Below are 22,484 nucleotides of genomic sequence, written 5' to 3' on the forward strand. Positions count from 1 at the left end.
GACACTCTCTTTTATTTAGTTAAGGTAATGAAAAGTTCGTGCATCCATTTACGTAAATCTACTAAGTTAATTTTATGACCATCTGTTAACAACATAATTAAATGTTCAACTAATAAACGATAGGGCAAAATAAGTTGAGCACTCATTACGGTAATCTGGGCATCATTTACTGAAAGTTGTTGTTTTTCTGCTAGATATTGGCGAATTACATACTCATATTCCAACCACATCTGATTTAAACGACCACTAATAGTAGGATTATTGCTAATCATTCTAATTAATGATTTAGTATCATCATCTCTTAAATCAGCGTCATCTTCTCCAAATTCTTCAATTATATGCTTTTCTAGAACCGTAAAATATTGACTTTGGTTAACGTCATCTAGTTTTGCGATAATTATGTTGATAAGCTCTTCTTGATCATCAAAGATGATATCTTCTTTACTATTAAAATAAGTAAATAATGTTTTAACTGAAATGTTAGCTGCTTTAGCGATATCAGCGACCTTAACGTCATTGAAACTAGATTCACTAAATAACTGCCAGGCATTAGTAACAATTGATTGTTTAATTCGTTGTTTATTGTCTTCTCGTTTCCCCAATAAATTAACCTCCAGAATACTTTATTGATTCTATCTTAACATAAAAAGTAAACTCAGTTACTTTTTTGTTGACATTAAAAAGTAACTGAGTTACTATTTGAATTACAGAAAAGGTAACTAAGTTTACTTTTATCAAAAATAAAGAGGTTATATTATGGAAAAAATCAATAATACAGTTTCATTTCGTAAGATGGTACCATTATTAATCCCGCTAATGTTGGTTTTATTTATCTCAACATTAGATCAAACAATCGTTGCAACAGCTCTACCAACTATTGGTAAGGATTTAGGTGATACGCAATATATTTCTTGGGTCGCAACAGCATTTTTGTTGACGAGTGCAATTACGACTTTGCTCTTTGGTAAGATTGGTGATATGTATGGACGCAAAGGGATTTTTCAATTCTCAATTATTGTTTTTTTAATTGGTTCTATTCTCTCTGGAGCATCCCAAAACATGGTTATGCTAATTTTATTTCGTGCTATTCAAGGTATTGGTGCAGGTGGCTTAAATTCATTAGTAATGGCTATTATTGGTGATATTGTTCCACCACTTCAACGATCAAAATATATGGCTTATACCGGAGCTATTTCAATGTTAGCTTTAGTTGCTGGTCCATTCTTAGGTGGCGCACTTGTTGAACATGTTTCATGGCAATGGATATTCTATATTAATGTACCTATTGGGTTATTGGCTCTAATTATGGCTGCATGGAAACTTGATTTACCCAAACCAACGGCTCATGGTCAAGTGGATATTACTGGTGGAATATTAGCCGCTGTAGTGACAGCAACGTTATTGCTTGTTATTACTTGGGGTGGTGAGAAGTACACTTGGAATTCAACCCAGATTATAAGTCTGATTATTGTTACTGGATTAGGAATGTTGGCTTATATTTTTACTGAAATACATGCAGCATCCCCAATTACACCATTACACATGTTTAAATCAGGGACATTCGTTATATCAGCTATCCAATTTATGTTTGCAACGCTTGCCTTATTTGTAGGTATGTTATTTATTCCTATGTTCTTACAATATATGTTGCATTATTCTGCAACTAAAGCAGGATTGATGATTATTCCTATGATGATTGGTTTAATTATGACGACAGCAGTGAGTGGGGCAGCAATTTCAAAAACCGGTAAATATAAAATATATCCGATTATTGGTGCTGCAATAACGGGTGCTGCAATGTTTGGACTTTCAACAATTTCAATTCATACGAGTATGTGGTTTATTGGGACGATGATGGTAGTTGCTGGTGGTGGGATAGGATTTATGATTCAAGTCGCATTACTTGCAGGGCAAAATGCCGTATCGTATAAATTTTTAGGAACTGCAACAGGAACATTGAACTTCTTTAAAAGTATTGGTGGTGCATTTGGAACTGCATTATTTGGTGTGATATATAGTAACGCTTCAAAGGGTGTGACAACTACTATGGGCAGTGTACACGCTTTTGATGCGGTCTTTATGTGGGTGATACCATTTATGATTATTTCTGTTATTCTTGGATTAGTGATGACGGAAAAACCATTATCTGCAGAAATGGAAAAAATTGCATCAGGTGAAGAGGAAGCGCCGGAATGGTAAAAAGAGCTAAATAACTTCGTAAGTATGATAATAAATTAATTAAAAAAGAGCCAAGTTATCTTTTACGATAATTTGGCTCTTTTCATATTTAAACTAGCGTAGTTGTTTTTTATCGTTAAAAAATTGTTTATATGAAAGGTAACAGACAGTGATTGATGAGATACTTGTTGCCGAAAGTAGCATAAAAGTAACCATAATCTGATATTTAATTGCAAAAACTGGATCAACGCCGGCAAAAATTAATCCGGACATCATTCCGGGTAGACTCACAATCCCAACCGTTTTTGCTGAGTCAATTGTTGGTGACATTCCCGTCTTGATACTTTCACGGATGATTGGGTACGATGCTTGCTTTAAATCTGCACCTAAAGCTAATTTTTCTAAAATCTGTTGTCGTTGGTCACGAAAGTTACTATTAAGATTTCGGTAACAAAGGCCAATCGCGACCATTGAGTTGCTGGCAATCATCCCAGTGATGGGGATGATTTGTGAAGGAATAAATTTTAATGTTCCGGCCAAAAGTAAAAGTCCGAGTGTAACTGAGGTGCTACAAAAAATGGCAATAAATGAAATTTGGAAACTGTGCGGAATTCCCGCACTTTTTTTATAGGCGCTATATGAAGCGTTAAAGAAAACAATGAACATCATAACTAGCGTTAGAATGATATTGTTAATGTTAAAGACATATTTTAAAATATAACCGACGATAACTAATTGAATAATCGCACGGATAACACTATATATGATATCTTTTTCTAGGCCTAGCTTCTCCTTGTATACAATGCCAAGCGAAACCACAACTAATGAAAAAGCGAAAACGAGAGAAAGATTATTAACAGCTAAATTATTCATGAGCGACCTCCATCATCTGGCCCTTTTCAATGTTAATTAATTGATCAGCCATTTGTATCTCATTGTCATCATGTGTGACGGCAAGAATTGTGATTTTATTTGAGTCATTTAGGTGATTAATTAGTGTATGGATAATTTTTTTACTTTCAGAGTCTAGAGCACTTGTGATTTCATCGAGTAAAAGAACTTTAGGTAAAAAAATAAGATTACGAATTAAAGCGACTCGTTGTTTTTCGCCACCAGATAATTCATTGATAGACTTACTTAAGTAATGACTAGGTAGCCCCACTGATTCAAGTTCAGCAATCGCGTGCGCTTCGTCAAAAGTTTTTTTTCGAATTACATAAGGAAATTCTAGATTATCCTTAACTGTTTCGCCGAATAAAACAGGCGTTTGAAAACAATAAGAAACGTCTCGACGATAGTCGATTGGATCGTAACCGTCGATGGATTGATTCTCAAACTTGATATCGCCAGAAGTTCTTGAAATTAACCCCGCAATTAATTTTAGGACGGTACTTTTACCACTTCCGGATGGTCCTGTGATTGTTAGGAAATCTCCCGAGTTCACTTTAAAAGAGATGTGTTTCAAAATTGATTGATCATTAATTTTTAATGAAACACCTTGTAAATCGATAATATTTTTCATGTTGCCCCCACCTTTCTACGACTATAGATTATCACGTTCACCACCGATAGTCCATAGATGTAAAAATATATAAAAAGCTGTTTTGACGGTGTATCCAGCACTTATTAATTGACAGATGATAATATAATTAGGTAAAATATTTGATGGTTAAATATAAGTTGTTTGAAGTTATTAGAACAAAAAATATTGGGGATATCAATTGAGCAAAAACGGTAAAATAGCATACCGAACTGACCGGATTAATTTTCAGACAATTCAGTAATAAATAAGATTAGGGGTTTCAGAATGATAAAAGCATATAAAGATTTCTGGGTACATATTTTAGATTTTTCTGGTCGAACCGGACGTAAAAACTATTGGTGGGCAATAGTTATTAATTATGTGCTAAGTGGGATCATAATTACCGTTATTGATAATTTTCTTTCGCAGACAGTGGCCATTAGTGATGTTGATGGTGCGAATATTCTGCTAATGAATATGTCACTTGAAGTTATAATAATTTTAACTTGGTTGGCGACGTTATCGGTAAGAGTTCGTCGACTTCATGATACAAAACGATCAGGATGGTGGGTCTTATTGCAGCCAATCCCTGTTATCGGAACGATTTGGTTCTTTGTTCTAATGGTATTACCAACAAAAGGTGATGCAAATGAGCAACTAGATTATTATGTTAGTAAACGTAAATTGGCACTTATGTCTGTGCTTGTTGTAGCCTTGTCTTTGGGCAGCGTAATCTGGAAGAATTTAGAAACTTATGGTGACGAGGCGTATGAAGCATCACAAGTTAAAAAATGGACAGCAGAGCAACACGCATTACTAACTGATGAACAATTTAATCAAATGGTTTCAAAGTATTCTGATAAAAAAATTACGGGTATGACTAAAGGTAAAAATCGAACGGTCATTATTCCGGGACTTCGTGGTGCGTGGTCTATTAATCATGATACTAAAGACGCAGCATTTGGAACTAACTGGGTACCTCAAGGTCTAACGGAGACAAAAGAGCAGTATTTAATTAGTGCTTATGATGGTAATCATAGATTGAATTCAGTTATATTTTTGGTGAATAAGGATACTGGTAAATACCAAAAAACAATTATTCTTTCCACTAAGTCTCATGTCGGTGGATTAGCAGTTGATAAGGATCATGGACTTTTATGGGTCTCAAATGATACCAAAGCGGAGGCAAGAATAGAGGCTATCTCCTTAACTGATATGGCCAAATATGATGCTGCTAAAACAGAAAAACCGATTAAGGCAACGCAAAATGCAAAATTACCTTGGGCAAGTAAAGTATCAGGATTGTCATATTATAAAAATAATTTAGCAATTGTTAAATATGGAAAAAATAAAAGTGTACGTAGTGTGACTGATATCGAGGTTGATCATAAGTCAGGACTCGTAACTAAAAAAACAATGCAAGGCGCACCCATTCCTGATGAGGTAACAACTTTGAAGGGTGTCGCGGATATACTGAAAAAGAATAATGTTATTAAATCATACACCCCGGGATACGATCGGATGCAGGGATTTTCGGTGGTACCGTCTCCTGATGATAACTGGGTAATTGCTTTGTACACACAGAGTAATGGTGATAGTGCAAGTAAACTTATTATGCAAAGTGAAGCATTCAACAACGGACAATTGAATTTTAATAATAAATCAACATTTTTAGCAAGTCTATACTTACCACCTTCAGTGGAGCAGGTAAGTGCTGATCCCAGCGAGAAACAGATTAGTCTTTTATTTGAAGGCGCGGCAGCTGAATATAGTAAGTTTAGGTTTGGATTGTTCCGGGCACCCTTCATTGATCGGCTAGTAATTTTTAATTATGGACTTAACAAATAAACTATCTAAGTCATTTTAGAATAGATTAAGTGATGCACTTCGCATCGCTTGATCTATTTTTTTGGAACAAAAAACCCAATACCTTAGTTAGGTATTGGGTTAGCAGGTTTATTTTTGATAGCTAATTAATTCAATTATGTGGTTATCTGGATCAGAAATTACGATAGATTGGGCATTTTTAACATCTGATTTATCAATAGGGCCATTAATAATTGTCACAAAATAATTCTTTAAGTGATTTTCTATAGCTGACATTGGATCACTGACAACGAAACTCAGTGACATTGGACTAATTGTATTTGATAATTCAAAGTTGATTTTTTGATGACCAAAATGAACAGTTGGTTGATCGCTATTTTCAATAACGGTCATATCAAAGACTTCATGATAAAAACGTAAACTTCTTTGGATATTGGAAACGGGAATTGTAATTGCTTCAAAACGTTTAACTTTCATGAATGTAGGACCTTCTTTTACTATTTTTTAAGTTGTTTATTGAAGAAACTGAATAAGAATAAAGTACTTACCACAACAACAATTAATTCGGTAACAGGTAATGCAACCCATACGCCTGTTAGATTGAAGAAGTGAGCGAATATAAACAGTAAGCTTAGTAATAAAATGTAGCCGCGAAGAACCGCAAGAACTAAGGCATGTTTAGGTTCTTCAATCGCCGAGAAGAACATACTAAAGATAATATTGAGGGATGAACCGAATAAACTTAAAAAGTAGATTGGAATCCCAATTTCTGCGTAATGGATAAGGTCTTGATTATTACTGTTATTAAATAGCGCAATAATAGGTCCTTTTGCGAATGTCAATGCGAGGTACAGAATGGTTCCAATAGCGAAACTGACAGTTAAGCCAAAACGCAGAATTTGTTTAACTTCGGGCCAATTCTGAATCCCGAATTCTCGACTTAATAAAGGTTGGATTCCTTGCGCAACACCATTAAAAAGTGATAAAGCGACTAAAATAATATTCGCAATAATGCCGTACGCCGCTACAGCAGTATTTCCGGCCAGACTTAAGATGACAAGGTTGAAAGCGAAGATGCTGACACCCGTACTCATTTCAGTTAAAAAGACGGGGAATCCAAGTTGGACCACCCTTTTGATTATTTTAAAATGGATAGTTGGCTTTTGAAGTGTTAAAAGCCGATCTTCTTTTTTACGATGAAGCGTTAGAATAGATAAGGCAACAATTGGAGAAACGGCAGTTGCCATTGCGGCCCCACCCATGCCAAGATGTAAGGGGTACATGAAAATATAATCGAAAACGATATTGAATAGACTAGAGACCAGCATTGCAATCATTGATAATTGCGGATTATTATCATTTCGAATGAAACTTAAGACTAGATAGTTACATGCAAAAAATGGTGCGGCTAATAGAATATAAGTAAGGTATTCAGAGGCTAATCCATAGGTTCCTGCGTTCGCACCTAAAAAATGAAGTAGTGGGCTCATGAATAGAAAGCCAAAAACCGAGAATGCTAGACCAAAAATGATACCAACAGCCAAAACCTGCGAGAAAATCTTTTTGCTGGCCGCTTGATCCTTAATTTTTAAAATAGAAAATAAGGTGGCACCACCAATTCCGAGCATTAGTCCAACACCGTTTAATAAATTAAAAAGTGGTAAAACAATATTTAAGGCGGCTAGTCCAGTGGTACCGACTGCATTGGCGATAAAATAAGTATCTGCCAGAAGATACACGGATAAACCTAAGGTACTTAAAACATTTCGTGTCACGTATCCCGAAAGTTCGCGACGGATTGATACAGTTTGGTTGGTCATTTCGCTCTCCTATTAACACCTATCTTTTATCACGCAATAAAGTGTAATAAAAAATAGGTACCAACATCCTTCATTGAAAAATGGCCTCTTGGATGTGATAACTATTATTTTTGTAAAACCCGGCGATTTTACTCTGCTTTAACTTTCTTCATTCTAGCAACTATTATTCAAAATAGCTAGGACTAATGATTAAGAAATCGTGAAAAAATGATGGTTAATCGCTTTGATTAAAAGGTAGTCAGGGCTTATCTTATGTTATAATCGTAAAGGATACTTAATGGACAACGACTAGAAAGAAGGTTTAACAGTGGCAACTACATTACGATTAGCACCACTATTTACTAACCATATGGTCTTGCAACAAGACCAAACGACGCGTTTTTTTGGCTACGCAGAACCTAATCAAGAAGTGACCGTAACCATTTCAATGGGCGGTAGCGAAGATACAGTTGAAACCGGAATTGCCGACGAAACGGGCTATTTCCTGATTGAAAGTATTTCATTTTTGGCACCCACGATTGTGACTATTTTGGTAACATCTGGTACAGATAAAATTATTTTACGCGATGTCCAATTTGGTGATGTTTTTCTAGTTGCCGGTCAATCAAATGCTAATTTTAAAATGGCTCAAGATGATGAATATGAACATAATAAATCGATGCCAATGATGAATCTCCGTTTTATTAATATACCAGAAACACAATCAACAGAAGATAATCCTTGGCAAATTGTTGATGGAGAAAACATCGGTGATGTTACTGCAATGGGTTATTATATGGCTAAAAAAATTCGTCAATACGATGAATATACACCGGTTGGTATTGTTTTATGCGCAAAAAATGGAACTTCGGCTGCAAGCTGGGTCTCAGAAAAAACGCTAATGAATGATGCCACTTTAAAGGCAGCTTATGTTGATACTAAGATTCCCAGTTTAGAAGAATCTGAAAATCTTTATGACACAATGTTGTCACAAGTGGGACCTTATCGCTTTAAGATGCTTGCTTGGTACCAAGGTGAACGAGATGCCGGAATAGATACGAAACATTATGGATTGCTTTTAAAGAAACTAATTCGTGAATGGCGTAAAACGCTCAAACAAAATAAATTGCCGACCTACATTATTCAATTACCACAATATAATAAAAATATTGTTAACTCATGGGCAGAAATCCGTGAAGCGCAGCAACAATTTGCCGCAACAGAAAACCGTGTTTACTTAGTAACAACGATGGATGAACCTTCTGCGGATGAAATTCACCCAAGTAGTAAAAGACAATTAGGCTACCGTATTATTGAGTTATATTCTAACTTCGGTAAGTTTGATGAAATGCAAACGAGTCCTCAACTATCTGAAATTTCTGCGGATGTTAAACAAATGCGCCTTAATTTTTCAAATTGTGAACAACTTGAAACTGTTTACCCAATTGATTTGAAATGGATGATGCCAGGGGATGTCTTAAAACCTGCAGTAATTGATTTAGGTACAAATGATATCAAGATTCAATTAGAAGAAGACTCATTAGGATTACAGTATGCGTATGCTAATGTGACTACAGCAGGCTTATGGAATGAAAATCATACGCCCGTCAGTCCATTTAGAATATATTTTGATTAATCCAATTAAATAAAATATAAAAAGCCTTGCAATATTGAAGTGATAAACTTCGCCATTGTAAGGCTTTTTTGTTATTCAATTAAAAAGGCGATTGATTGATAGGGTTCTAGTGTCATAAGTGACGTTAAAGGCACGTCCGTTGAATAATTGGTAATAATGACTGACGATATTCCATCAAATTCAGGTAGATCAATGGTTGTTTTTGTTCCATAAAAGTTATTTAAAACAATTAAACGCTGATTATTAAGCGTTCGTTGATAGGCAAAGACATGAGTATTGTTCATGAGAAGCGGTAAATAATCACCCACTGAAATAATTGGATGGGATTTACGTAATTTGATTAATTTTTGATAGTAATTAAAGATTTCGCCGTTCACTAACTCATTTTCAACATTCACTATTGCCTGATTCGTGGGCATTAACCATGGTGTCTGCGTTGAAAAACCTGCATATTCGGACTGATTCCATTGCATGGGCGTTCGGCTATTGTCACGAGATTTAGCTTGGATGATTGTCAGTGCTTCAGCGGGACTGTTCCCATTTTCTAATAACTCCGCATAGGCATTTTTAGTTTCAATGTCATTGTAATCAGACAATTTTTTATATTGCGGATTACTCATACCAATTTCTTCACCCATATAAATGAAAGGTGTTCCGCGTAATAAATGAATGGTAGTAGCCAACATTTCAGCGGATTTTTCACGGTAATGAACGGGATCGCCAAAACGATTCAATGCACGAGGCTGGTCATGGTTATTCCAGAAAAGAGCGTTCCAACCGTGGCCACTTGTCATACCTAATTGCCAATCATTTAAGATATTTTTTAAATTCATGAAGTTAAAAGGTGTTGTTGACCATTTATTTCCATGTTTATAATCAACTTTTAGATGGTGAAAAGTAAAGACCATCGATAATTCATTTCTTTCCGCTAACGTATACTCAATACAATTTTCAATCGAGGTGGAGGACATTTCACCAACTGTTACTGCATCTGGATCTTGGCCAAAACTGGTTTGATTTAGCTCCCGTAAATATTGGTGGACAATTTTTTTATCTGTATATAAAAACTTGCCATCACTGTCAACGGGCGCGTCAATTAGGTGACTGTCTTTTCCAATGACGTTAATGACGTCGAAGCGAAATCCTTTTACCCCTTTCCCACGCCAGAAATTAACAATTTTAGACATTTCGTTTCTAACCGCTGGATTATGCCAGTCTAAATCGGCTTGTGTTGGGTCGTATAAGTGAAGGTAGTACTTGCCGGTTTCCCCAAAAGGTTCCCATGCGGAACCACCAAATTTAGAACGCCAATTCGTTGGCGGAGATCCATCGGGTTTGGGGTCACGAACATAGTAGTAGTCTAGGTATTTTGGATCACCATTAAGCGCTTTTTGAAACCATTCATGTTCAGTCGAAGTATGGTTAAAAACCATATCCAGCATAACTTCAATCCCTATGGCCTTAAGTTTAGACACAAGTTCTTCAAAATCAGCCATAGTTCCGAAACGAGAATCAATATGATAATAATCTGAAATATCATAACCGTTATCATTTTGTGGCGAAATAAAAAATGGATTAAACCAAATCATATCTATATTGAGTTGCTCTAAGTATGGAATTTTCTCAATAATCCCTTGTAAATCGCCGATACCATCACCATTACTGTCGTTAAATGATTTGGGATATATTTGGTAAATGATTTTATCTTCAAATTTCATAATTACGCTCCCATAATTTATTTATTTTTTAACTCGACGAGCAAATTCAACAAAACTAAAACGATCTGCACGGTGGATAGCTTCAGTTATTTGGAACAAGCGACTGTCTTGCAAGTAGGTCTCACTTCGAACTACTACGACAGATTCAGTTTCTGGAATATCTAATAGTTCTTGAACGGTCTTGTCTGCTGGTTCAACTGTGATTTTCTTAACAGCGTAGCTGATTTCCAGACCCAATTTATTTTCAAAATATTCATATATAGAATTTTGAGCAACCGTTAATGGTACCGTGGGAACAATATTTGAAAGTATGTAATCGCGATCGATAACACTAGGTTCATTTTTTACAAGGCGTAATCGTTCAATGAAGGTAGCCTCATCACCAACAATGGATTCTGGAGCAAAACTTCCCGTAGGAATGGTTAATTTAGTCAATTGAAGAACCTTAGTTTCCGAATCCATTTGTAATGATTCGTCCAGTTCCTTATATGACGTAATGCCTGAGACGGGAAATACAAAACGCTTAACGTCTAAGACTAATGACCCTTTTCCGCGAATTTTTTGAATATAACCGTTTGTAAGTAAGTTTTGTAGTGCTTTTCGAATTGTTTCACGAGAACTCCCATAGAGTTCACTCAGTTGAGTTTCACTAGGTAGAAACGTTCCCGCTTCGTAGATATTATGCGTTATTTTAGTGACAAGGTCTTGATAGATACCTAAGTACTTATTTTGGTTAGTCATAATAATTACCTCCAAATGATAAAGTCATTTTAACACAAACAATCAAGTCTATACAAGACCGTGTAAACCTTTTATTTAATTAAAAAGAAAGCGTTGACATGTTGTATATACAGGTTTATTATAAGTGTAACTTGAAAGCGTTTAATTAATGACGCGTAGATAACCACGATATGAGTTATTAGGTTGGAAATGGGATTAACTACAGAAAGAAGGAAAAGAAATGTCAATTTTTAGAAGAAAACAAAAAATCAATGATGATAAGTTATATGCACCAGCCACAGGATCTTTAATTCCTTTGGAAGACGTCAGTGATTCAGTCTTTGCCCAAAAATTAATGGGTGATGGATTCGGATTCAAACCAACAATGGGGAATATTTATAGCCCCGTATCAGGAACTGTAACGTTAGTGGCTTCAACGAAGCATGCACTTGGATTTACGATGGATAATGGATTAGAAATTTTGCTGCATATGGGTGTTGATACGGTTGAATTGAATGGTGCACCATTTGATATTGATATTAAAAAAGGTGCACGTGTTCGTGGTGGAGAACTATTGGGAACCATGGATTTAGCGCAAGTGTCTGAGGCAAAACTCGATGATGTATTGATAGTTGTTGTTACAAATACGAGTGATCAGTTAGACAGTCTAACTTTGTCAGATCCTCAAGCGTTTGATGGCGGCACAGAGTTAGGGTCCGGAACGTCGAAAGGAGAGAACTAGTTATGGCAAAAGACTATACGCAATTAGCGACTGATATTATTAGAGAAATCGGTGGCAAAGAAAATATTAAGAGCCTAATTCACTGTATTACGCGGTTACGGTTTTATCTAGTTGACGAAAGTAAAGCCGATGATGAGGTTGTTAAAAATTTAACGGGCGTTATTGATGTTCGCCATGCAATTGGGCAATATCAAGTTGTGATTGGGCCAGCTGTCACGGATGTCTATGATGCTGTGATTGCTCAATTAGGAGCGGAATACGCCGGTGGCGAAGTTGATGCTAATGATGATAATCAACAAGCTGATGAGAAGCCAACAACATTTCGTGGTAAATTAAACGCCGGATTCAGCGGATTGATTGGCGTAATCACGGGTTCGATGATGCCTGTGATTGGATTGTTAGCCGCAAGTGGTATTTTAAAAGGGTTACTCCAAATGGCTGTTGATTTTCATTGGACAGAAGCCACATCACAAACTTATATTTTCATCTCAGCAATGGGGGATTCAGCATTTTATTTCTTACCTATTATTGTTGGGTTTACGGCTGCCCAGAAATTAAAAGCTGATCCAATTATTATGGCCATTGTCGGAGGTGTCTTGGTTTATCCGTCACTTTTCGGAATTGCAACAGGAACAAAAGTTTTCGGTCAAGTGCTAGGAATGTCATTAAACACTAATTTGTTTGGTATTCCAATTCACATGGTTAACTATACTTACAGTATCTTCCCAATTATTGCTGGTGCGTGGTTGGCACATTATGTTGAAAAAGGGCTTAAAAAAGTTATCCCACAAGTATTACGAATGATTTTTGTACCATTATTAGAAGTTATGATTGTATCAGCTGCTATTATTGTTATTGTTGGACCTATTATCACATTAATTAGTACAGGTATATCTATTATTTTAAACGCAATTTTAACAGCAAATTACCCCATCGCAGGTTTTGTTATCGGGGGATTATACCAATGTTTAGTTATCTTTGGATTACATTGGGCAGTTGTTCCATTAATTGCGAATGATATCGCATCAAAGGGTTATAGCTACTTGAATGCTATTGTGTCAATTACAATGGTTGCTCAAGGTGCTGCCGTGATGGCAGTTATGATTAAATCAAAAATAGCCAACATTAAAGAGTTATCTGGTGGTGCTGTAATTGCGGCTTTCAGTGGTATTACTGAACCCGCAATTTATGGAATAACGTTGAAGTATGGACGTGTTTTCTTATCGGCTAATATTGGTGGTGCAGTTGGTGGATTAGTTGCCGGATTGTTGAATGTTAATATGTATGGATTCACTGGTTCATTAATTGGATTTCCTTCATTCTTCACACCATTAAAATTTGGTGGTGGTATGAGTAACCAAATTAATTTCTGGATTGCGTCAATCGTGACGATTATCGTTGCATTTGCTTGCACATGGTTCTTCGGATTTAAAGATTCTGATGTTACAGAGGCAAAAAATGTCACTCGTCGTAAAACAATCGGCAAAAATTAATATATAAAATACCCCTTAAAGTTAAAGAATTTAAGGGGTATTTTTGTAGGTTCTTTTAAGTTGTCAAATCGAAATAGTTGACTTTTTAAGTTTACGATTGTAAACTTAAAACATAAATTATGGAGGCGATAATGATGGATCATCAAGATATGAGTAATATGGATCATGATAATATGAAAGATATGGACCATCAGCATATGGATATGCCAGGGATGGACCACGATAAAATGGACATGGACGATATGCCGGGTGGTCATATGATGCACATGGGAAATTTAAAATTGAAATTTTGGGTATCATTGGTGATGGCAATCCCAATTATTTTAATGACTCCCATGATGGGGCTTAAATTACCATTTCAATTCACATTTACTGGATCTGATTGGGTCGTAACGGCGATTGGGACTGCATTGTTCTTTTATGGTGGTAAAACATTTTTAGACAGTGCAAAAATGGAGCTGGCAGATAGGAAGCCAGCAATGATGACACTGATTGCAATGGGAATTAGCGTTGCTTACATATATAGTTTGTACGCAGTAATCATGAATAATATTGTGGACCCAAGTCACCATGTAATGGACTTTTTCTGGGAACTGGCAACCTTAATTGTGATTATGCTGCTAGGTCATTGGATTGAAATGAACGCGATTATGGCAGCGGGTGACGCTGTACAAAAATTAGCAGAACTCTTGCCTAAACAAGCGCATGTCATGGATGAAAATAATGAGATTAAAGAAGTTGATTTAACTCAAGTCAAAGTGGGAAATGTACTATTAGTTAAAGGGAATGAAACAATTCCAGCAGATGGCTTAATTATTTCTGGTAAAACGAGCGTTGACGAAGCTATGATTACTGGTGAGTCAAAACAAGTTGAGAAAACAATTGATGATAAAGTTGTTGGTGGGTCAGTGAATGGTAACGGTGAAATAACAATGACTGTTACGGGAACTGGAGAAACGGGATATTTAGCTCAGGTTGTTAAATTAGTCTCGAAAGCACAGTCAGAGAAATCAAATACTGAAACGCTAGCTGATAAAGTTGCGGGGTATTTATTTTATGCGGCTTTATCTGTTGGAATTTTAGCGTTTATTGTTTGGATGTTTACGGGAACGTTTAGCCAGGCGTTGTCAATTCTTGTAACCGTTCTGGTTATTGCGTGTCCCCATGCATTGGGATTAGCAATTCCATTAGTTGTTGCGAGAAGTACCTCTCTCTCAGCGAAAAATGGTTTATTGATTAAAAATAGAAATGCGCTAGAAGTTGCGCACACAATTGATACATTACTTGTGGATAAAACGGGAACTTTAACAGAAGGTCATTTTGTGGTAACGAATTATCAAACATATTCAAAAGATTTTTCTGAATCAGAAATTATTGGCTTGATGGCCTCATTAGAACGCGGATCAACACATCCCTTGGGTAAAGGGATTATTCAAAAAGCAGAGGATTTAAGTCTTCAAATTCCAACTGCAAATGATACGCAACAAATTAATGGTGTCGGATTAGAGGGTCATATCAAAGATGATTTATATAAAATTGTTTCTGAGGCATACGTTAAAAAAAATCAGTTATTAACCGATGAATTGGTTTCGGATGATGAAGGAGACTCTATTAGTTACCTCATTCAAAATGACAAAGTAATTGGCTACGCCGCTCAAGGTGATCAAATTAAACGGGAATCATTTGGCCTAGTTGAACAATTAACTAAGATGGGGATTAAAACGATTATGTTAACGGGTGATAACCAGCACGCTGCTGAAAAAGTAGGTGTTAAATTGGGAATTGAAGACGTTCGAGCTAATTTAATGCCGGAAGATAAAGCTAAAATTGTCGTGCAATTAGAAGGCGAAGGGCACAATGTGATTATGGTTGGTGACGGAATTAATGACGCGCCAAGTTTGGCTGGGGCAACAATCGGTATGGCAATTGGGTCAGGAACAGACGTCGCCGTAGATTCTGCTGATGTGATATTAGTTAAAAGTAATCCTACGGATATAGTAAAATTCTTGACGTTAAGTCGTAACACCAGATTGAAAATGATTCAAAACCTTTGGTGGGGTGCGGGATATAACATTATTGCGTTACCACTAGCCGCAGGTATATTAGCGCCAATAGGCTTTATTTTGAGCCCATTGGTTGGTGCAGTCGTGATGTCATTGAGCACAATTGTTGTTGCCGTTAATGCAATAACGCTGCATGACTAAACCGTTAAAATATATTGGTATAATATTAACCTTATTTATATAATTAATTATAGAGAATCTTCCCCCTTTGGACTAGTTAATGGTCAAAGGAAAGGCGGATTCTTTTTTTGTCTAATTTAATAAAAAAGCGTCATTAAAGATGAACAATTATATCAATAAGGATAGATATAAACGGATAAACGGCGTTAAAAATCAAAATAAAAAATGCTCTAAAAAAAAGTTTTTTTAAAGCGCTTTAGTGTTGCACGCGACATGTAGCCCCATGTAATGCTATCTATAACTTAAATGACTGCATTCTATAATTAAATCGTGTGCAATATAAAATAGTAAGCGCATTACAAGAATGATATGCTACTGACATAGTCATACAATAAGGTATAAATCTTGAACGACATAAGGGGGTATAAATGTGGTAAGTAAAGTAAAAAAAATATTATTTTTAATTGTACTATTCATATTTGTAGGGGGTATCACTTCGGGATGTGGTAATACAGCTAAAAAAACGTCGAACGAGAGTACAACAAGTAGCAGTCATTCGAAGAAACAAACGGCAAAAAAAATATCTGAGAAATCAAATGCCGTTACGGTTCACGTAAAAGGAAAGTAGGGGGATATAGATGGGTATATTATATAAGGCAATTACAATATTATATATTGTAATGCAAGTTATTTCGTCACCATTATCAGTTATGAATCAAATGAGAAGCGTATCCGCAAAAGCAGTTGAAGGAATTAATGTCTTAGATAGCAAAGATAAGACAATGGAAAAATTAGACGTAACAGAAAAGGGCGAGTATCAGCTTAAAATTAGTGATAGTCGCGTTAACCTAGAAAAAATGGAAATTGAACTACCTGATTTCTTAACGTATAAATCTGCGGATGGGTTAACACAAAATAAAGTAGATTACGCAAAAGATACAAATAAACTGACATTTAATTTAGATGATTACAAAGTCAGCAAAACAATCCTATTAACGTTGGTTGCTAACAAGGGCCAAAGTCAAAAGGGTGACATTGTCTTAAAAGATTTTGATAAAAATGGTAAAACAAGTAAAAAAGTAATTAACGCTAAACTGATTTCTGAAAAAGCAACAAAAGAAACGGTTAAAGAAGATAAAGCAACAAAAGATGACTCAGCTGAAGCTAAAATGGCTCAAGGCGAAAGTAGCAACGTTAAAGATATCAAACAAACGACACGTCAATTACCAAGTGAAGTGCCAGATCCACCAAAATCAGACATTGTTTTAACGGATACTTTCCAAGTAATAGAAGGATTTAATTCATACGTTCATAAAACGAATGTGAATGAGGTTGTTATTACAGATGATGAAAAGAAACAAAAGGGTGGACTTTGGTATAAAAATCAAATTGATTTAACTAAAGATTTCGATATGGGGATGTATGTTTTCTTAGGCGATAAAAATCAAGCCAATAAAGGCGCTGATGGAATTACATTTGTGATGCAAAATGACCCTGAGAAATTAAAGGCCGTTGGTGCCATGGGTGCTGGTATTGGTGCATATGGTATGGAATCATACCCTGATAGATATATTAGAAATGGATTGGCACTAGAATTTGATACGTATCGTAATAACGATGCAACGGTTGGAACAAATGATGCCGATATTAATATGAGCGCTAAAGATTATGGACATATCGCCATCCAAAAAACACAATCTGTCGCACGTAACCATGAAAATATTATGTTAGGTACCGCTACAAATCAATTAGCTAATAATAAATGGCGTAAAGTAGATATGTCATGGTCTTCTCAAAGTAAAACATTATCGTACACGATTGAAGGATTTGGTAGCAAGACTTACAAAATAGCTAATCCAAACGCTTTATTCGGTGGCGAAAAAGTTTACTGGGGATTTACGGGTTCAACAGGAACTTACACAAATAATCAAGCAGTCGCAATTGATAAATTGCCTGATCAAACAAAATCAACATTGAAAAAAGATGTTAAAAACATCACGAACAAAGATGCTGATTACAAAACAACAACTATTGAGAAAAAAGGCGATATTGTTGAATACCGTTTAGCTTATGAATCTGACAAGGAAAACACGCAAGACTTGCTTGCTGCTGAACTTAAAGATGTTCTTGATGGTCGTCATACTTATGTACCAGGATCACTAACAATTGATGGTAATAAACAAACTGATTCAGTATGGAATAACGGTACAATTAAATTGGGTAACGTTATACCTGGGTCAAAACGAGACATCGTTTTCCAAGTTAAGGTTAATGGAACCGGGGATATCTTGAATCAAGCGATGTTCTCTTCTAAATACGCTAATCCAGTAGAATCTAATAAGACAACGATTTACAATGGCGATGCCGTTATTACTAAAACAGATGGTGATACGGGCGTACCTTTAAAAGGCGTTAAGTATGTTTTAAAAGATGCTAATGGTAAAGTCATTAAAAGTAATTTAACAACAAATGATAAGGGTCAATTTGACTTACATTATTTAGAACCAGGTAAATATACTGTTGAAGAATCTTCAGCACTTCCTGGTTACATTAAAGATACAAAGAGCCACAGTCTTGTGATTACTAAAGATCAAAAAACACCAGCTACATTAGATCTTAAAAATTATAAAGAAGTTGTTAAACCTGAATTAACAAAGAGCGTGAGTGTGAAATCAGCTAAATTAGGTGACACATTTACGTACACATTAAAAGTAACAAACCCAAGTTCTAACGGAACTTGGAATGATGTTGTCATGACAGATAATTTAGATACAACTAATCTAGAATTAGTTGCAAACAGTACAACATTAGACGGTAGTGCATTATCTGATGCAACCGTTTGGAACAACAATAAGACATTTACTTACAAAGTAGGTAACTTAAAAGCTGGGGAATCTAAGACAGTTACTTTCAAAGTAAAAGTCATTAACATCCCAGCTAAGAAGATTATTGATAATACCGTTAGTGCAACAGGTAAAGATGCGGCTGGCAAAGAAGTTGCACCAAAAGATGCCAAAGTTAGCACTCCTGTAGATTACAAAGATGGTGAGTTAATCTCAACCAAAACTGTAACAGATGAAAATGGTAACAATATTAATGGTAAAGAAGTAAAAGTCGGCGATACAATTCATTTTGATATTAAAGTGAAAAATACGGTTGATAATAGTATTGTAACGAACGTTATCGTTAAGGATTCTTTAATTAAAGCATTCGCCTTTAAAACAGGAACATTAACAGTGACAGACGTTAACGGCGTTAAAAAGACAGTTTCAGATACGAACTTTAAGGGCCAAGACTTATCAATTAACGTTGGAAGTATAAAGGGCCAAGAATACGTAACTGTTGGCTTTGACGTTACAATTACAGAAGATGCAGACGGCGACTTGAAAAATGTTGGACTCGTTTCAGGGACAACACCAGGCGGTGAAGTGCCACCAACAACAACGCCAGAAACAGAAAATAACGCACAACCTAAACCAACGCTTAAGAAAGAATCAAATGTAAAGCACATTCTAGGAATGGGCGACAAATATGGATACAGAATTAAAGTTGGTAATGAAAAAGGTGCCGGTATTTGGCATAACGCACAAGTAACTGATAGTCTAGAAACTAAATATTTGGAATATGTTCCAGGTTCAACTAAATTAGACGGTAAATCAGTTTCAGATGCGACAGTTTGGAATAAGGATCGTCTTACAATGAAACTCGGCGATTTAAAGGCTGGAGAGACAAAAACAATTACGTTTGAAGTAAAAGTTAAAGAAATTCCAGCAACACAAACAGTTATTCCTAATATTGCCAAAGCAACAGGTGAGGATAGTAAAGGGAATGCTGTTAATCCACCAGATTCTAAAGTTTTAGTTCCAGTGGATTACAAAATTGGAGAATTATCAATTGTTAAAACGGTTAGTGATAGCAAGGGAAACAATTTAAATGGGGATGTCGTTAAAATTGGCGATACACTTCATTTTGATGTCATTGTAAATAATATTAGTGAAGTTGGTACAATTGTTAAGGGAATTAAAGTTAGAGATGAACTTATCAATGCATTTAAATATACGGCAGGAACACTAACAATTACTAAGCCAGATGGCACAGTCGTTAGTGCAGACGATAGTAATTTTAATGGTCAAAAATTAAATCTTGATGCAGGAAACTTGAAGGGTCAAGAATCTCTGACTGTTGGGTTTGATGTAACAGTAACACCAGACGCTACTGGAGAATTAGAAAATGTGGCCTTGGTTTCAGGAACAGATCCTGAGATACCAGAAAAACCAACACCACCAACAACAAATTATGTTAATCCAAAACCTTCATTGCTAAAAACAAGTGATGTTAGCGAGACAACGTTAGGTGGAGAAATTGAATATACAATTTCTGCTAAAAATGCTGTTGAAGCGGGTACTTGGTATGGAGCAAGTATTTCTGATAAATTAGACTCTGCTTACTTAGAATTAATACCAAATAGTACAACGGTTAATGGTAAAAAAGTTTCAGATAAAGATGTTTGGAAAGACAATGTTTTAAACGTCGCACTAGGTGATGTTGCCAGTGGCAAAGAAAATAATGTGAAATTTAAAGTTAAAGTTAAAGCGATACCCGATAGTAAGGTTGTTAAAAATACAGCGAGTGCTACTGGGAAAGATAGTGAAGGAAATAAAGTAGCGCCACCAGATTCTAGCGTGAATATTCCAGTTGACTATGCACCTGGAGCACTGAAGAGTTTAAAAACAGTTTCAGATGCTGATGGTAATAGTTTAAACGGAAAAGAAGTTAAAGTTGGCGATACGTTACACTTTGAAATTAACGTAAAAAACGTTGTTAAAGATAGTATTGTTACAAATGTCTTCATTAAAGATTCTCTAGAAAAAGGATTCACTTATAAGGCAGGTTCACTTAAAGTTAACGCTAATACAGTTAGCGATAACAACGTTAAGGGACAAGATATCAGCGTTAATGTAGGTGATCTGAAGTACAATGAAGAATCTGTTCTAAGTTTTGATGTTATTGTTAACGATCAAGCTAGTTCAGAAATGAAAAACGTGGCCTTGGTTGGCGGTACGACTCCAGAAGGAGAAATTCCACCAACAACGACGCCTGAGACAAATAACGGCGCAAATCCTGAACCTAAATTAGAAAAGACAGCTAATGTAGAAAAAACGCATTTAGGTGAAACTTTCGAATATACGATTAAGGCAAGTAATGCTAAAGACGCTGCTAAATGGCAAGATGCAGTTGTTAAAGATAACTTGGATGCACGTTACTTAACATATGTTTCAGATACAACAAAAGTTGACGGTAAAGCCGTGTCAGATACAGAGGCTTGGTCAGACAACAAATTAAATGTTAAGATCGGCGATTTAGGAACAGGAAAATCAGTTTCGATCACATTTAAGGTAAAAGTAATTGCTGTTCCAGAAAATGGCATTGTTCACAATACGACACAAGCTACAGGTACAGATAGTAAGGGTAATGTCGTCACACCACCAGATGCTTCCGTAGATGTTCCAACAGATTTCCAAGATGGTAAACTGAAAATGGATAAAGCTGTTTCAGATGCTAAAGGAAACGATTTGAATAATCACGAAGTAAAAATTGGTGATACCCTTCATTACGATATTACGGCTGAAAATGTTAATGAATTTGGGATGCTTTACAACGTTATTGTTAAAGATGATTTGGTTAAAGGACTAGAATTTAAAACAGGTACTTTAACAGTTAACGGAAAAGCGGCCGATGACAAAAACTTTAACGGTCAGAACTTAAAAATTAATATCGGGGATTTAAAAGGTAAAGAAAAAGTAGTTATCGGATTTGACGTTACAGTTACTAAAGATGCAGATGGTAAATTGGATAATGTTGCCTTGGGTTCAGGGACAACACCAGGTGGAGAAGTACCAGAAACACCAACACCAGGAACAGAAAATCCAATCAAACCAAATCCATCATTGGAAAAAACGGCAAGTCAATCAGAATTAAAATTAGGCGACACATTCACGTACACAATTACGGCACGAAATGCGGCTGACGCAAGTACTTGGTACAATGCAGTAATTAGCGATACGTTGGATACAAAACATTTGGAATTAGTTGCAGGTTCAACCATTGTAAATGGTAAATCAGTTTCTGATAAAGATGTTTGGAAAAACAATATCTTAACGGCTTCAATTGGAGATTTACGCTCTGATGAATCTAAGGTAATCACTTTCAAAGCTAAGGTCATTTTAATTCCAGAAAATGGAAAAATTGCGAATACGGCTAAGGGTGAAGGTACGGATAAAGATGGTGACAAGATTGTGCCACCTGACGCAACTGTAGAAATTCCAGCAGTTAAAAATCCTGTACCACCTGTAAAACCAGGTGAAGTAGTGACACCACCTGTAAAACCGGGAGAAGTAACACCGCCCGTAAAACCTGGAGTAACAGCACCAGGAACAGCAACACCGGCACCATCACAACCGGGCGTCACATCACCAACAACACAAAAAGAATTGCCACAAACTAATGATGCGGATGGTACATTATTAAGTCTTGCGGGAATTGGATTAGTAGGTTTAGCTGGCTTCGTTATTGCACGTCGCAAAAAAGCTAAAAACTAATCAGCTACAATTTTTAAATAAGTTTCCATAAAAAATAAGCACCCTCGAAATCATTGATTTTGAGGGT

Annotated in this window: 13 protein-coding genes and 1 pseudogene; 7 read left to right on the top strand and 7 right to left on the bottom strand. The window is 35.9% G+C overall.

Annotated elements, in window-relative coordinates; all coding sequences use genetic code 11:
* Window positions 1-11: 11 nt before the first annotated feature.
* The gene (locus N0K80_RS04475) at window positions 12-602 is read right to left on the bottom strand and encodes a TetR/AcrR family transcriptional regulator (protein WP_269023908.1); all 591 of its coding nucleotides are present in this window, start codon (window positions 600-602) and stop codon (window positions 12-14) included.
* Between the two features lie 154 nt (window positions 603-756).
* Between N0K80_RS04475 and N0K80_RS04480 the strand changes: the two genes are divergently transcribed.
* A complete protein-coding gene (locus N0K80_RS04480) occupies window positions 757-2,199 on the top strand; it encodes an MDR family MFS transporter (protein WP_269023909.1) in 1,443 nt (480 codons plus the stop codon).
* Between the two features lie 93 nt (window positions 2,200-2,292).
* Here the strand turns inward: N0K80_RS04480 and N0K80_RS04485 are convergent, their stop codons facing one another.
* Both N0K80_RS04485 and N0K80_RS04490 read right to left on the bottom strand, forming a co-directional pair.
* Window positions 2,293-3,051, bottom strand: a complete 759-nt coding sequence (locus tag N0K80_RS04485; protein WP_057973982.1) for an ABC transporter permease — start codon at window positions 3,049-3,051, stop codon at window positions 2,293-2,295.
* A complete protein-coding gene (locus tag N0K80_RS04490) occupies window positions 3,044-3,700 on the bottom strand; it encodes an ABC transporter ATP-binding protein (protein ID WP_269023910.1) in 657 nt (218 codons plus the stop codon). Before N0K80_RS04490 ends, N0K80_RS04485 begins: the two co-directional genes overlap by 8 nt.
* Window positions 3,701-3,985: 285 nt before the next feature.
* Here N0K80_RS04490 and N0K80_RS04495 point away from each other — a divergent pair, with 285 nt between their 5' ends.
* A complete protein-coding gene (locus N0K80_RS04495) occupies window positions 3,986-5,548 on the top strand; it encodes a DUF805 domain-containing protein (RefSeq protein WP_269023911.1) in 1,563 nt (520 codons plus the stop codon).
* Between the two features lie 108 nt (window positions 5,549-5,656).
* Here the strand turns inward: N0K80_RS04495 and N0K80_RS04500 are convergent, their stop codons facing one another.
* Complete coding sequence (locus tag N0K80_RS04500) at window positions 5,657-6,004, bottom strand: VOC family protein (protein WP_269008282.1); 348 nt, start codon at window positions 6,002-6,004, stop codon at window positions 5,657-5,659.
* A 20-nt stretch (window positions 6,005-6,024) separates the two neighbouring features.
* Complete coding sequence (locus tag N0K80_RS04505; RefSeq protein ID WP_269008283.1) at window positions 6,025-7,347, bottom strand: MATE family efflux transporter; 1,323 nt, start codon at window positions 7,345-7,347, stop codon at window positions 6,025-6,027.
* A 307-nt stretch (window positions 7,348-7,654) separates the two neighbouring features.
* On the opposite strand from N0K80_RS04505, the gene N0K80_RS04510 reads away from it, so the two are divergent.
* Window positions 7,655-8,962 (top strand): sialate O-acetylesterase, encoded by a 1,308-nt coding sequence (locus tag N0K80_RS04510; protein ID WP_269023912.1) that lies wholly within the window; start codon window positions 7,655-7,657, stop codon window positions 8,960-8,962.
* 71 nt (window positions 8,963-9,033) lie between these two features.
* On the opposite strand, the gene treC is transcribed toward N0K80_RS04510, so the two are convergent.
* Window positions 9,034-10,680, bottom strand: coding sequence for an alpha,alpha-phosphotrehalase (gene treC / locus N0K80_RS04515; protein ID WP_269023913.1), 1,647 nt, complete (start codon window positions 10,678-10,680; stop codon window positions 9,034-9,036).
* Between the two features lie 21 nt (window positions 10,681-10,701).
* Window positions 10,702-11,421 carry a trehalose operon repressor gene (gene treR / locus N0K80_RS04520; RefSeq protein ID WP_269023915.1) on the bottom strand — a complete coding sequence of 240 codons (720 nt, stop codon included), beginning with the start codon at window positions 11,419-11,421 and terminating at the stop codon, window positions 10,702-10,704.
* Window positions 11,422-11,641: 220 nt separating this feature from the next.
* Between treR and N0K80_RS04530 the strand changes: the two are divergent.
* The 4 genes and pseudogenes from N0K80_RS04530 to N0K80_RS04545 all read left to right on the top strand — a co-directional run bounded on the left by N0K80_RS04530 (window position 11,642) and on the right by N0K80_RS04545 (window position 22,417).
* A pseudogene (locus tag N0K80_RS04530) lies at window positions 11,642-13,635 on the top strand (glucose PTS transporter subunit IIA).
* Window positions 13,636-13,808: 173 nt separating this feature from the next.
* Window positions 13,809-15,839: a copper-translocating P-type ATPase gene (locus N0K80_RS04535; RefSeq protein WP_269023949.1), complete on the top strand. Its 2,031-nt coding sequence runs from the start codon at window positions 13,809-13,811 to the stop codon at window positions 15,837-15,839.
* A gap of 409 nt (window positions 15,840-16,248) precedes the next feature.
* Window positions 16,249-16,446: a hypothetical protein gene (locus tag N0K80_RS04540; protein WP_146342702.1), complete on the top strand. Its 198-nt coding sequence runs from the start codon at window positions 16,249-16,251 to the stop codon at window positions 16,444-16,446.
* 10 nt (window positions 16,447-16,456) lie between these two features.
* Window positions 16,457-22,417, top strand: coding sequence for an isopeptide-forming domain-containing fimbrial protein (locus N0K80_RS04545; RefSeq protein ID WP_269023917.1), 5,961 nt, complete (start codon window positions 16,457-16,459; stop codon window positions 22,415-22,417).
* Window positions 22,418-22,484: the final 67 nt, after the last annotated feature.

The organism is Dellaglioa carnosa, assembly GCF_026948345.1.
Taxonomy (GTDB): Bacteria; Bacillota; Bacilli; order Lactobacillales; family Lactobacillaceae; genus Dellaglioa; species Dellaglioa algida.

Excerpts from the sequence above, each read along its gene's own strand:
- N0K80_RS04485 (WP_057973982.1), bottom strand. The coding sequence starts at position 3,051 with ATGAATAATTTAGCTGTTAATAATCTTTCTCTCGTTTTCGCTTTTTCA.
- N0K80_RS04535 (WP_269023949.1), top strand. The coding sequence starts at position 13,809 with ATGAAAGATATGGACCATCAGCATATGGATATGCCAGGGATGGACCAC.
- N0K80_RS04545 (WP_269023917.1), top strand. The coding sequence starts at position 16,457 with ATGGGTATATTATATAAGGCAATTACAATATTATATATTGTAATGCAA.
- N0K80_RS04505 (WP_269008283.1), bottom strand. The coding sequence starts at position 7,347 with ATGACCAACCAAACTGTATCAATCCGTCGCGAACTTTCGGGATACGTG.
- N0K80_RS04490 (WP_269023910.1), bottom strand. The coding sequence starts at position 3,700 with ATGAAAAATATTATCGATTTACAAGGTGTTTCATTAAAAATTAATGAT.
- treR (WP_269023915.1), bottom strand. The coding sequence starts at position 11,421 with ATGACTAACCAAAATAAGTACTTAGGTATCTATCAAGACCTTGTCACT.
- N0K80_RS04495 (WP_269023911.1), top strand. The coding sequence starts at position 3,986 with ATGATAAAAGCATATAAAGATTTCTGGGTACATATTTTAGATTTTTCT.
- treC (WP_269023913.1), bottom strand. The coding sequence starts at position 10,680 with ATGAAATTTGAAGATAAAATCATTTACCAAATATATCCCAAATCATTT.
- N0K80_RS04480 (WP_269023909.1), top strand. The coding sequence starts at position 757 with ATGGAAAAAATCAATAATACAGTTTCATTTCGTAAGATGGTACCATTA.
- N0K80_RS04500 (WP_269008282.1), bottom strand. The coding sequence starts at position 6,004 with ATGAAAGTTAAACGTTTTGAAGCAATTACAATTCCCGTTTCCAATATC.